This window comes from Mycobacterium sp. SM1 (assembly GCF_018361265.1).
Taxonomy (GTDB): Bacteria; Actinomycetota; Actinomycetes; order Mycobacteriales; family Mycobacteriaceae; genus Mycobacterium.
Genome location: NZ_JAFLNH010000001.1, coordinates 1,616,116 through 1,629,060, shown reverse-complemented (window position 1 = coordinate 1,629,060; position 12,945 = coordinate 1,616,116). Strand labels below are relative to the sequence as shown.

General features: G+C 66.1%; 10 protein-coding genes. 5 read left to right on the top strand and 5 right to left on the bottom strand.

Annotated features, from left to right (window positions below):
• Positions 1-129: 129 nt before the first annotated feature.
• On the bottom strand, positions 130-1,788 hold the full coding sequence (locus MSM1_RS07450; RefSeq protein ID WP_213440876.1) for an acetolactate synthase large subunit: 1,659 nt from the start codon (positions 1,786-1,788) through the stop codon (positions 130-132).
• 80 nt (positions 1,789-1,868) lie between these two features.
• Here MSM1_RS07450 and MSM1_RS07445 point away from each other — a divergent pair, with 80 nt between their 5' ends.
• Complete coding sequence (locus MSM1_RS07445; protein WP_213440875.1) at positions 1,869-3,242, top strand: NADP-dependent succinic semialdehyde dehydrogenase; 1,374 nt, start codon at positions 1,869-1,871, stop codon at positions 3,240-3,242.
• An 84-nt stretch (positions 3,243-3,326) separates the two neighbouring features.
• On the opposite strand, the gene MSM1_RS07440 is transcribed toward MSM1_RS07445, so the two are convergent.
• Both MSM1_RS07440 and MSM1_RS07435 read right to left on the bottom strand, forming a co-directional pair.
• Positions 3,327-4,268 (bottom strand): R2-like ligand-binding oxidase, encoded by a 942-nt coding sequence (locus tag MSM1_RS07440; protein ID WP_213440874.1) that lies wholly within the window; start codon positions 4,266-4,268, stop codon positions 3,327-3,329.
• Positions 4,265-4,945, bottom strand: coding sequence for a TetR/AcrR family transcriptional regulator (locus MSM1_RS07435; protein WP_213440873.1), 681 nt, complete (start codon positions 4,943-4,945; stop codon positions 4,265-4,267). Before MSM1_RS07435 ends, MSM1_RS07440 begins: the two co-directional genes overlap by 4 nt.
• A 396-nt stretch (positions 4,946-5,341) precedes the next feature.
• Here MSM1_RS07435 and MSM1_RS07430 point away from each other — a divergent pair, with 396 nt between their 5' ends.
• Positions 5,342-6,322, top strand: a complete 981-nt coding sequence (locus tag MSM1_RS07430) for a phosphotriesterase-related protein (protein WP_213440872.1) — start codon at positions 5,342-5,344, stop codon at positions 6,320-6,322.
• A gap of 38 nt (positions 6,323-6,360) precedes the next feature.
• On the opposite strand, the gene MSM1_RS07425 is transcribed toward MSM1_RS07430, so the two are convergent.
• Complete coding sequence (locus tag MSM1_RS07425) at positions 6,361-7,542, bottom strand: acyltransferase (RefSeq protein WP_213440871.1); 1,182 nt, start codon at positions 7,540-7,542, stop codon at positions 6,361-6,363.
• Between the two features lie 180 nt (positions 7,543-7,722).
• On the opposite strand from MSM1_RS07425, the gene MSM1_RS07420 reads away from it, so the two are divergent.
• Both MSM1_RS07420 and MSM1_RS07415 read left to right on the top strand, forming a co-directional pair.
• Positions 7,723-8,937 carry a DUF3068 domain-containing protein gene (locus MSM1_RS07420; protein ID WP_213440870.1) on the top strand — a complete coding sequence of 405 codons (1,215 nt, stop codon included), beginning with the start codon at positions 7,723-7,725 and terminating at the stop codon, positions 8,935-8,937.
• A gap of 151 nt (positions 8,938-9,088) precedes the next feature.
• Positions 9,089-10,810 (top strand): hypothetical protein, encoded by a 1,722-nt coding sequence (locus MSM1_RS07415; protein ID WP_374101696.1) that lies wholly within the window; start codon positions 9,089-9,091, stop codon positions 10,808-10,810.
• Here the strand turns inward: MSM1_RS07415 and MSM1_RS07410 are convergent.
• Positions 10,807-12,006, bottom strand: coding sequence for a glycosyltransferase family 4 protein (locus MSM1_RS07410; protein ID WP_213441552.1), 1,200 nt, complete (start codon positions 12,004-12,006; stop codon positions 10,807-10,809). The genes MSM1_RS07415 and MSM1_RS07410 overlap by 4 nt on opposite strands.
• A gap of 118 nt (positions 12,007-12,124) precedes the next feature.
• Here MSM1_RS07410 and MSM1_RS07405 point away from each other — a divergent pair, with 118 nt between their 5' ends.
• A complete protein-coding gene (locus MSM1_RS07405) occupies positions 12,125-12,910 on the top strand; it encodes a class I SAM-dependent methyltransferase (protein WP_213440869.1) in 786 nt (261 codons plus the stop codon).
• The last annotated feature ends 35 nt before the right edge of the window (positions 12,911-12,945 follow it).

Here is a 12,945-nt window from a genome sequence, read left to right as displayed (position 1 = left end):
TCGTACATCCGGGCTCCGTTCACGTGGGATTTCCGCACAGTATCCGTTTGTTAGGCAAGGCTAGCCTAACGGAGTATGAATTGATCGTTAACGTTAGCGGTGGACGATCCAGCCCGCCCGCCGGGCTACCTAGAGCGCTTCGTCGAGTTGGCCGAGCCGCTCGGTCAGGCGGAGGTTTTCTGAGTAGTCGACCGGGCAGGAGATCACCGACACGCCGTCGTCGTTCAGCGCGGCCGTCAATGTCGGCAACAATTCCTCCGCGCTACTGATCCGATATCCCTTGGCGCCGAAGCTTTGTGCGTAGCTCACCACATCGGGGTTGCGGAAGGAAACGTAATAGTGCTCACCGAGTTCGAGGTCCATCTTCCATTCGATGAGCCCGTAACCGCCGTCCTCCCAAATCAAGACCACCAGCGGTATGCGTTCCCGGACCGCGGTCTCGATCTCTTGGGAATTCATCATGAACGCGCCGTCGCCCACCACCGCCAGCACTTTGGCTTCCGGCCGCGCTAGCTTGACGCCGAGCGCTCCAGGCAAGGCGAACCCCATGGCGGACAATCCGTTTGATACCAGGCAAGTGTTACGCTCATACGTCGGATACAGCCGGGCCATCCACATCTTGGAGGCGCCGGTATCCACCAGCACCACGTCGCTGCGGCCCAAAGCCGCGCGGGTATCGGCCACCACCCGCGCCGGTGCCAGCGGAAATCGCGAATCTTGTTGCCCCCGAGCAAATTCCTCAGCGAGCAGGCCACACCCGGGTGCGATGGACGCGTTGTCGAATCGGCGGCCTGCCGGAGCGGCGGTGAGCGCCTCCGTGAGGGCATTCAGGGAGGCGGTGATGTCACCGATGATCCCCACGGCAACGGGATAGTGCATATCGACTTCGGCGGGGAAACGGTGGATATGGATGATCTGCTTGTCGGCGTGCGGGTTGATCCGGATAGGGTCGAACTCCTGCAGCTCGTAGCCGACGGCGATGACGACATCGGCGACATCGAAGCCGAAGTTGACGTAGTCACGCGTCATGAACCCGATGGTTCCGATGCTGTTGGGGTGGTCGTCGGGCATCACGCCCTTGCCATGGAAGGTGTTGGCGACCGGGATCCCTAGTTCGTCGGAGAAGCGGATCAAGGCCGCTGTCGCGTCGCCGCGGGCAGCGCCATGCCCGGCCAGCACCACCGGTCGCCGGGCCGCGCGCAAGATGGCGACCGCGCGGGTCACCTGGGCAGCCGCGGGGGCCTCGCCGCGCACCACGTTGCGCGGCAACGGTGTCAGGTTGTAGTCGGCGGCATCTGCATCCAGGTTCTCAGGGATGGCAAGATAGACCGCGGCCGGGCGTTCGGTCTCGGCGAGCTTGAACGCCTTGCGGAACATCTCCGGGATGGCGCGCGCGGTCGGTACGCCGTCGGCCCAGCGGGTGATCGGGGCGAACATCGACACCAGGTCGACGTACTGATGCGACTCTTTGTACTGCCGATCCTGGCCGACCTGGGCGGACAGGGCGACCATCGGCGTGCTGTTGGTGGTCGCGTCGGCAACGCCGAGCTGCATGTTGATCGCTCCCGGGCCCAAGGTGGCGGAAACCACCCCCGCGCGGCCGGTGACCCGGCCATACATCTCCGCCATGAACGCCGCGGCCTGCTCGTGGCGGGTGAGCACATAGCGGATGTTCGAGGCGGCCAGCGCCTGGATGAAGTGAATGTTCTCCTCGCCGGGCAGTCCGAAGACGACGGAAACACCCTCGTTTTCCAGGCACTTGACCATCAGCTGGGCGGCTGTGCTCATCGGCGACCTCCGGACGCCACAATAGTGGCAGGCTAAAGAACGAATACCATTTGCGGGTCTATCTACCTAAGGATGTCAGCATGCCTATTGCCACGATCAACCCGGTCACCGGGGAGACGGTCAAGACGTACACTGCGGCCACCTCGGATGAGGTTGACGCCGCAATAGCTCGGGCCTATGCCTGTTTCGCCGAGTACCGCCACACCAGTTACTCGCAACGCGCCCTGTGGGCACGTTCGACGGCCAATCTGCTTGAGGCCGAAGCGGAGCGGACCGCTGCGATGATTAGCCTGGAAATGGGTAAGACGCTGGTATCGGCCAAAGCCGAGGTGCTCAAGTGCGCCAAAGGCTTTCGTTACTACGCTGACAACGCCGAAGTGCTGCTGGCCGACGAGCCGGCCGACGCCGCTGCGGTCGGCGCGTCCCGCGCGTTCGCTCGCTACCAACCCCTGGGAGTGGTGCTGGGCGTCATGCCGTGGAACTTTCCGCTGTGGCAGGCCGTCCGCTTCGCCGCCCCGGCACTGATGGCCGGAAATGTCGGCCTGCTCAAGCACGCGTCGAACGTTCCGCAGTGTGCGCTGTACCTCGCCGACGTCATCGCCCGCGGCGGCTTCCCGCCGGGCTGCTTCCAAGCACTGCTCGTCCCGTCAACTGCGGTGGCGGACATCCTGCGCGATCCCCGAGTGGCCGCGGCGACGCTCACCGGCAGCGAACCGGCCGGTCGGTCGGTGGCCGCCGTCGCCGGTGACGAGGTCAAGCCCACCGTGTTGGAGCTTGGCGGCAGCGACCCGTTCATTGTGATGCCGTCGGCGCACCTGGAGGCGGCGGTCAGCGCCGCAGTCACCGCGCGGGTGCAAAACAATGGCCAATCCTGCATCGCCGCAAAACGCTTCATCGCCCACACCGACATCTATGACGAGTTCGTGGACAAGTTCGTGGCAGGCATGGCCGCGCTGCGGGTCGGCGACCCTACCGACCCGAATACCGACGTGGGCCCGCTGGCCACCGAGCAGGGCCTCGCCGACGTGGAGAAACTCGTCGATCAAGCCGTTGGCGCGGGCGCGGTGATCCGCTGCGGCGGTAAGCGACTCGACCGGCCCGGGTGGTTTTACCCGCCGACGGTGATCACCGACGTCACCAGGGACATGCCGATTTTCACCGAGGAGGTCTTCGGCCCCGTCGCTTCGGTCTATCGGGCGGCCGACATCGAGGAGGCCATCGAACTCGCCAACGCGACCCCATTTGGGCTCGGATCTAACGTATGGACACGCGACGAGGCCGAACAACAGCGCTTCATCGATGAGATCGAGGCCGGGCAGGTGTTCATCAACGGCATGACGGTGTCCTATCCGGAGCTGCCATTCGGGGGAGTCAAGCGCTCTGGCTACGGACGCGAGCTCTCCGCCCACGGGATCCGCGCGTTCTGCAACGTCAAAACGGTCTGGATCGGATAGGTTTCGCCGCAAGCAAACCCAAACGCGCGGACGCAAAAGCCTTTCGGGGCGTAATAACGGGATTTTGCGTCTGCTCGCACTGGGTTATGCCGAGGCTGCCAGGGTTTTCTCGTCCTCGTCGGCGAACGTGTCTTCGAGCTGCAGCGGTGAGGAGTCGACGTCGATCTCCTCGAGCGGACGCCCCCGGGCGCTGCTGATCGTGCCGAATCGCCGCATCCCCTTGTCACTGGAATACCGCATGAACTCCTCGACCGATAGGCCGAAAGGCACGTCGTCGCCGTAGAGCGCAAAGCCCTCTTCGATGAGGCGCAGAGCCAGCGGGATGAGCTCGTTCATCCGTGTTTCGAACACCCCCCAATTGGCGTCGTCGGCGGCGACGTGGCGCCGGCAGGTGAAGGTGCCCCACGCCATGTGGCGTCGCTCGTCGTCCCCGATGCGCGCGATCAACTCCTGCATGCCGGGCAGGATGGCGCGTTCCACGCAGATCTTGTGCCAGGCGTAGTAGCCGGTCAACGCCAGCATGCCCTCGACGACATGGTTATATGTCACGGACGCGCGGACCTGGGCCGACGGTGACGGATCCGTGTACAAAGCGCCCAGCGAGCCCGGGAGTTCGTCGTTGAATATCTGCCGGTAGGCGGGAAGGTCGTCGAGGTAGCTGTGCAGGTCGTCGCGGATGCCCACGGCGTCGAGCCACAAGCGGAAAACCTGCACATGTTTGGCCTCCTCGCAAGCGAACTGCGTCAGATACATCTCATCGCCCAGCCGGCCTTCGGCGCGCATGGCGGCCATGAACGGCTGGATGTCTTTCGTGACGGCTTCCTCGCCGGCGATGAACTCGGCGCACAGCCGAGTGGCGTAGTCGCGTTCACGGTCGGAAAGCGCCTCCCAGTCCGCCCGGTCGCGGGAAAAGTCGATGTCCGCGGGGCTCCAGAACTTCGCGTTGCCGCCGGCGAACAGCTTGAGCGGCAGGCTATCCCAGTTGAGTCCCCCGGCCGCCAGCGAACCGTACCGAGTTCGTGTCATGTGACCTCCTTCAGATCATTGCGGTGGGCTTGCGGCAGCGTGGCGAAGGCGGCGGCCAATACGGCAACCAGCCTGCGCACGGCGAGCGCCGGCTGCTCCGGTGTGGGCTCATCGAGCCCGAGGATCGGATCGATACCGCGCACATACGGCGCCAGTGCCAGATGCGGAAAGATCAGCAGCAACAGCGACAACAACGCGTCGGTGTCGCACTCGGCCCGCAGATCGCCGCGGGTGTGCGCGTCACGCACGAGTGGCCGGAGAACTTCCAGATAGTGGCGGTGAATGACGGTGCGCACACTGATGCGGGCATCGGTGTCGATCTCCAGGCTCGCCGCGGCATGAAGCGAGCGTTCCCGTGGGTGGTCGGCGAAATAGCCAACCCAGGTGTCAAGCAGGTCGGTGAGGAATTCGAAAAATGGTCTGCTCGGGTCCAGTTCCCGGATGCGCTCCTCCATGTAGGACCGGACCCGCTGGCTGGCGACGTCGGCGACGAACGCGTAGAGGTCTCGCTTGTCCGCGAAGTACTGAAACAGGCTTCCCTTGGCGACCCCCGCGCGCCGGGCGATGGCGTTGAGGCTGCCCCGGGAAAACCCGTGCGCCGCGAACTCGGCCTCTGCGGCTTCCAGCACGGCCGCGCGGCGAATCGGATCGACACGTGCCCAGGTCACGGTCGGCATCTGGTCCTCCTAGCGCCGATGACCAGTGGTCATACTAGTGTGAGCCAGCTCACTGCTCAAGGGTCCCACTCAAGCCGCTACCCGCCGCTCCATGGGACGTTGTGCCCGCCTCCCCGCGACACCGTGGGACGTTGTGCCCGCCTCCCCGCCGCTCCATGGGACGTTGTGCCCGCCTCCCAGCGAATACGACGAAAAAACTCGCTCGGAGGCGGGCAGAACGGCACATCCTGGCATATCCCTGACACACCCCTGGGACTGGAACGTCCCTGGCACATCCGTGGGTTTGTGAGGCCCCTGGGGCTTCTGAGCCGATTGGCTTGCCGGACACGACGGCATGGTTCAGCCGGCTTGGCGATTCCACCGCTGGCGCCGCGCCGTGGCCTTAGCATCGGCTGCGTGTCACCGGTAAACACCGCACGAGGACCGATCGATACCGCCGATCTCGGCGTCACGCTCATGCACGAGCACGTGTTCATCATGACCACCGAGATCGCGCAGAACTACCCGGAAGAGTTCGGCGATGAGGCCAAGCGCGAGGCCGACGCCATCGAGCGGCTCAACGAGCTCAAGGCACGCGGCGTGGACACCATCGTCGACCTCACCGTGATCGGGCTGGGCCGCTACATCCCGCGTATCGCCCGTATCGCCGCGGCCACCGAGCTGAATATCGTTGTCGCTACAGGGATCTACACCTACAACGACGTTCCGTTTCGTTTCCACTACCTCGGGCCCGGTGCGCCATTGGACGGCCCGGAGATCATGACCGACATGTTCGTCCGCGATATCGAGCAGGGGATCGCCGATACCGGAATCAAGGCCGCGATCCTCAAGTGCGCCACCGATGAGCCCGGCGTCACCCCTGGTGTCGAACGGGTGCTGCGCGCCGTCGCGCAGGCGCATAAACGTACCGGGGTGCCCATCTCGACGCACACCCACGCGCCCACCCGCCGCGGACTCGACCAACAACGCATCTTCGCCGAGGAAGGCGTCGACCTCTCCCGGGTGATCATCGGCCACTCCGGGGACACCACCGACATCGACTATCTGGAAGAACTCATCAACAACGGGTCCTACGTCGGGATGGACCGGTTTGGCATCGACCTGATCCTGCCATTTGAGGACCGGGTGAACACGGTGGCACGCATGTGCGAGCGCGGGCACGCCGACAAAATGGTGCTCTCTCACGATGCCAACTGCTACTTCGACGCGCTGCCCGAGGAATTGCTTCCGGTCGCCGCCCCCAATTGGCACTACCTGCACATCCACAACGACGTGATCCCGGCGCTGCAGGAGCGCGGCGTCACCGACGAGCAGATCCACGCCATGCTCGTCGACAACCCGCGGCGCATCTTCGAGCACCAGGGCGGCTACGACTGACTATCTACAACTGACTATTGCGTGTCAGCACCGCCGGCTCAGCGCGCGATCGCGCCCTCCTGCGCCCGCCGGACCGGGATTTGCGACGCAGGCATCGGCTGGTGCCTGCGAGATTCCCAGCGGCGCAAAACTTCCCGGCACGGTGACTCGACAAGAGCGTAGCTGACCGCGGCGATCGCGATTGCGAAGATCAGCGTCAACACCAAAACGATCGGCATCCCGCCACTGAATGCGAACCGTCCGATCACCGGGAACACCATTGCCAAAGCGGCCAAGTGCCAGATGAATACACCATAGGACCAGCGGCCCAGCGTCACCATGGCGGCGCTGGCCAAAAGCCGGTGCGGGGTCTCGGCGCGGTCCAGCACCAACGGTGCCACCAGCATGAACGCCACCACGGCGCCCATCGCCGTCCGCACCGTGAACTGGGTCGCGGTGCTCGGGACCAGCCCCGCGGGACCGGCCAGTGGGCAAGCCGCCACCAGGTAGGCCAGCACCGCCCCGATCGCCATCGGTATTCGGTGCCGCGCCAAGCGGTGCGGTGGCCCCACGGGGCTGTAGGCCCATTCGGCCAGCAGCATGCCCGTGGCGAACCAGGAGAAAAACGCCGGCGGCCAAGTCAGCGGGTTGACCCCGGGCGTCGAGCCGAAGGGGATCCAGCCCCAACCCAGGCTGGCCACCGCCAAGCCGGCGATCGCCGGCACCCGCGCACGCGCCGGGATCCGGCGGGCCAGCAACGCCAGGATAGGTAGCACGAGGTAGAAGCTGACCTCGACGGACAGGCTCCACATCTGTGTCAGACCGGCGGTCAGCGTGAGCGGCACGTAGATCTGGGTGAGCGACAGGTTCGCCAGCCACACCGTCGGGCTGGCGTGATCCGCATCCGGCAGCAGGCCGAGGATCACGATGACGGCCACGACATAGGCCGGCATGATGCGCACCGCCCGGGAGCGCAGGTAGCTGCCGGTGCGTGGCCTGGGGCCCAGGTCTCGTTCGGCCGCGGCATGCCCGCGCCATAACAGGAATCCCGACAAGGCGAAAAAGACCGCCACCGCTAGATCGAAGCGACCAAACAGCCGGCCGGGGATCCCCGAGGAATGCCCGGTCTGAAACGCGACATGGGTGAACACCACGCCGATGGCTGCGCACGCGCGCATGCCTTCCACCGCGGGCAGGAAGCTGCGCGTTCCCCCGACCTGTCGGCCATCCGTCACGACCACAGTCTGCCCTGAGGTGGTGCCCGGCCGACGGGGAATACCGTGACTGCCGCCGGCGCGGTGCCGGCCAGACCGCGACCTTAAATTTGCTTGTTAGGGTCAAACGGGCTTTGCCTCGCTGCCGCGTCGTGGGTCACGACGAAGGAACCGGGCGGTCTTAGGCCAGAAGGAGGTCGCGGCAACGTGAACCGAGCAGTCACGGCGCGGATAGCCGCATGCGGAATCATGGGGCTCGGAGCCGCCCTGTTGATTGCCGCGCTGCTGCTGTGGACGTATACCACCAGCAGGATCACCAAGATCCCGCTCAACATCGACACCACATTGGTCAGCGACGGCAACGGAACCGCACTCGATCCGGCGTCACTGTCGGGTGACCACCTCGTCGTCAACAAGAACGTTCCGCTGGTGTCCCAACGGCAAATCACCGTCGAGTTGCCGGCCAACGCCGACGTCGTGACCCTACAGGCGGGCACGACCGTCCGGCGCACCGATAAGCAGAAGGACACCGGGCTGCTGCTGGCGATCGTCGATACCGTCACGCTCAATCGCAAAACTGCGATGGCGGTCTCCGACGAAACCCATCCCGGTGGCTCGGTTCAAAAACCGCGCAGCATCGGTGACGATAACCCCCCGACAAATATCCCGCTGCCGCACGAGGGGCTGGATTACCGGTTCCCGTTTCACACCGAAAAAAAGACCTACCCTTATTTCGACCCGATCGCGCAGAAGGCCTACGACGCCAACTACGACGGCGAGGAAGACGTCAACGGGTTGAGAACCTACCGCTTCACCCAAAACGTCGGCTATGACACCGACGGCAAGCTGGTCGAGCCGGTCAAATACCCGTCGCTCTATGCCCACGACGAAGACAGCAAGTTCACCGCGTCAGCGGCGATGTGGGGCATAAGCGACAACCCGGACGACAGCATCACCATGACCCGCTACTACGCGGCGCAGCGAACCTTTTGGGTGGATCCGGTGTCGGGAACCATCGTCAAAGAAGAGGACCACGCCAATCACTACTTTGCCCGGGATCCGCTCAAGCCGGAGGTGACGGTGGCCGAGTACCGGGTCACCTCGAATGAGGACACGATCGAGTCACAGGTCAACGCAGCTCGCGACGAGCGCGATCGGTTAGCGTTGTGGTCTCGGGTGCTGCCCATTACCTTCACCGCGACCGGTCTGATCGCGCTGATCGGTGGCGTTCTGCTCGGCTCGTTCAGTCTGCGCGCCGAGGCGGCACTGCTCGCATCCGGCCCGGATAACGCCGATCGCGGCTTTTTGGCCGGCGAGCCGGTGCCCGGAGCCGAAGCCCGGACCGAGAAGTTGCCTGAACTGCGTCCCAACCTGCGCCCGGAGCCGGGTCCACCCCACTCGGCCCCGCCCCACCGAACCTAGCCCGGCGACGATGCAGCCGGGACGGCTGAGGAGGAGCCGGGCAATCCAGCCTAGCCCGGCGACGATGCAGCCGGGACGGCTGAGGAGGAGCCGGGCAATCCAGCCCAGCCCGGCGACGATGCAGCCGGGACGGCTGAGGAGGAGCCGGGCAATCCGGTGGAGGTACGCGGCCGCACCGCCGGGGTACGCGCTGGCCCTGGCGCTGCTGGTGGTGGGTCCCCTGCTGGGTCGGGGATACCTGCTGCTGCGCGATGCGGTGTCCACGCCGCGCTCGTATCTCTCCGACGGCGCGCTCGGGTTGCTGTCGGCGCCGCGGGCGACACCCCAAGACTTCGCGGTCGCCCTGGCCTCGCACCTCCTCGATGGCGGTGTCGTGGTGAAGGCACTGCTGGTGCTGGCGCTGTGGCTGGCGGGCTGGGGCGCGGCCCGGCTGGTCGCGACGGTGGTGCCGGACGCCGGAATGGGCGGCCAATTCGTCGCGATCACGCTCGCGATCTGGAACCCCTACGTCGCCGAACGGTTGCTGCAAGGCCACTGGAGTTTGTTACTCGCCTATGGCTGCTTGCCCTGGGTGGCGACGACGATGCTGGCGCTGCGGTCGGCGGCGGCAAGCCGATGGCCGCGGTTTTTGCGGCTGGCGTTCTGGATCGCACTGGCCGGATTCACCGCGACCGGGCTGATGCTCGCCGCGACTGTGGCGCTGGCCTGCGTGGCGGCTCCGGGCACCGGCCGGCCACGCTGGCAGTGCGCTGCCACCGCCGTGGGTGCGGCGGTAGTGGCGGCACTGCCCTGGCTGATCGCATCGGCCCTGGGCCCCGCGGTGCCGACCCGCAGCTGGGCGGCGGCACCGGGGGTTGTCGCGTTCGCGGCCCGAGCCGAGCCTGGGCTGGGCACGCTGGGCAGCCTCGCCAGCTTGGGGGGGATCTGGAATGCTCAAGCCGTACCCGGTTCGCGGACAACTCTTTTCGCTGTCGTCGCCGCTATCGTATTGCTAGGAGTGGTGGCCGCAGGGCTGCCTGGAATACGACGTCGGCCGGCGGCGATACCGCTGCTGATAGTGGCTGCGCTGGCGGTGCTGGTGCCCACGGCCCTGGCCACCGGCCCGGGCCTGGCCGTGCTACGCGCCATGGTGGCGGCCGTCCCGAGCCTTGGCGTGCTGCGCGATGGACAGAAGTGGGTGGCGCTCGCGGTGCCCGGATACACGTTGGCCGCCGCGCAGACGGTGCTAACGGCGCGCCGCTGGCTGCCCGGCGCGGCGGCTACTGCGGCCTGCTGTGCGGCGCTGATAGCCACGCTTCCCGACCTGGCCTACGGTGAGTGGGGAAAGGTTACGCCGGTGCGCTACCCGGCCGGGTGGGCGGCCGTCGCGGCGGAGATCAACACCGCCCCTGGCCCGGTCGCGGTGCTGCCCGCCGGGATCATGCGCCGCTTCTCCTGGTCCGGTTCGGCGCCGGCGCTCGATCCGCTACCCCGCTGGGTGCGCGCCGACGTGCTGATCACCGGTGATCTGACGATATCCGGCATGACGGTGCTGGGTGAGAACAGCCGAGCCCGAGCGGTGCAGGAGTTGCTCTTAAGCGGTTCCGGTCCGGGCGCCCTAACCCGTGCCGGCGTCGCGTGGCTGGTCGTCGAAGAAGGCAGTGTCGGTGAGAAAGACGCGGCCACAAAGACATTCCAGCAACTACCCGCTGCCTACCGGGACGGCGACCTCGCGCTGTATCGCATCGGTGGTGACACCGCGCTGGTGCCGTCGAGCCGGCGGTTCACCGTGCTGATCGCCCACCTGGCCTGGCTGGCATTGCTCCTGGGTGGTGCTATCGGCATGGCGGTGCCGGATCGGTGGTTAGCAAGGCGCGACCGGCGCCGAGTTTAAATCACGCCGCTTACGCAGCGGCCGGCGTGAATGGCCTCCAGCACGGTGCGCATCGCGCCAGCGCTTCGTCGCCACGAAAACTCCACGCTGCGGACCTGCGCTTTGACGCCCAGTTGATCACGAAGAACCGGGTCTGAGAGCAGTTGGTGAAGCCGGCTCACCAGCTCGGCGTGATTGTCGACCAATACCCCGGTCACCCCGTCGATGATCGAGTCGCATAGTCCCCCGGAAGACCGGTAGCCGATCGTGGGCACCGCGTGCTGGGCCGCCTCCACAACCGCGAGTCCCCAACCCTCCTTGCGCGATGGCAGCACGTGCACCCAGGATCGTTGCACCACTTGGTGTTTGGTCACGTCATCGACATGACCGTGAAACGTCACCGCATCGGAGATACCGAGCCGCCTCGCGTGGTCGACTAAGCGTTGCCGCCACCATCCGCCGCCGACGACGTCCAGATGCAGACCCGGTATCCGTGGGCGCAGCACCGCAATTGCGTCTAGCGCATGTTCGATCTGCTTGTGCGGCACCAGCCGTGACAAGACGACAACACGCGGCGTAGGTGCCCGAGGATCGGATAACGACTGCGCCGGAGCCTCGTCGAGACCGTTGCGTACCACGGCGATCCGCTCGTTGTCCACTCCTAGGTCCACCAGGTCGCGAGCCGAGGGCAGGGATACGGTCACATACTGGTTGCGCCGGTGCAGCCGCGGTGACAACCACGATTCGACGAACCAGCCGATCCGGCCGGTTATCCGGCCGGCGACCGGCCACTGCTCCCGATGGCAGTGATGCACCAGCACCACCACTCGCCGGCCGTAGAGCAATCGAGCCAGAAACGGCAGGCCGTTTTGGGTGTCGATCACAACGTCCGGTCGCACCCGCCGCAACGGCCCCAGCCCGATCCGGGCGGCGGCCATCGCCAGCAACGCCCACACGTACACCGAATAACGCCCCCCGGCGCGGCTGATGCGCACCCCATCGACCACGTCTTGGCGTGGCGCGTTTGGATAGCGTGCGGTGCGTAGCGTTACGGCGATCCCGGACGCAGCCAGTTGCGCCCCGATTCGCTGCAGATAGGCTTCGCTGCCGCCGCCTTGCGGGTGACCGGTGTCGCGCCAGCATAGGAGCAACACCGCGCTCACACCACGAGAGCTTCGGGATCGGTGGCCCGCAGGCTCGCGGTGGGCGGCAAACATCGGCCCCCAGCCTAACGGGAACCGCTCGACGTACCGGTACGAGGTCACACGGCAGGCCTTCGCCCCGGTCGGTTGGTGAGGCGGCCCGGCCCCCCGGCGGCGGTAGGTTGGATGTCCGATGAGGGCCACCGACCTATTTGCCAGGCGAGCGACACTTGACCGTTCGCTGCGGCTGCTCTTCGAGTTCCGCTTCGAGCGGTCGGATCCGTCGCGGTTCTACGGCGCCCTGGCCGCCGACACCGCGGCCATGGTCGACGACCTGTGGCGTGCCCGCCACGGCGAATCCGCGGCCGGCTGCACGCTGCTTGACGTCGGCGGCGGGCCGGGATATTTCGCGTCAGCGTTCGCCGACGCCGGTATCCGCTATATCGGCGTCGAGCCGGATCCACGCGAGACGCACGTGGCCGCAACGGCGAGCACCGATGCTTCGGCGGGCTTCGTCCGAGCGTCGGGGATGGCATTGCCCTTTGCGGATCACAGTGTGGATATCTGCCTGTCATCCAATGTCGCCGAGCATGTTCCCCGGCCCTGGCAACTGGGTGCCGAGATGCTGCGGGTGACCAGGCCGGGCGGCCTGACCGTGCTGTCCTACACCGTCTGGCTAGGACCGTTCGGTGGGCATGAGATGGGCCTGTCCCACTACCTCGGTGGAGCCCGTGCGGCAGCGCGCTATTCCCGCAAACACGGCCATCCGCCGAAGAATAACTACGGGTCGTCGCTTTTTGTGGTGTCGGTCGCAGACGGCCTGAACTGGGCGGCCAGCACCGGCGCAATGGTCGCCGCGTTTCCCCGCTACCACCCCCGGTGGGCATGGTGGCTGACATCAGTGCCACTACTACGGGAGCTCTTGGTGAGCAATCTGGTGTTGGTGTTACAGCCGCAGTCACCCGGCGACGGCGCTTGACGGCACGGCCACGGGGATCGACCAGCCGGCGTTGT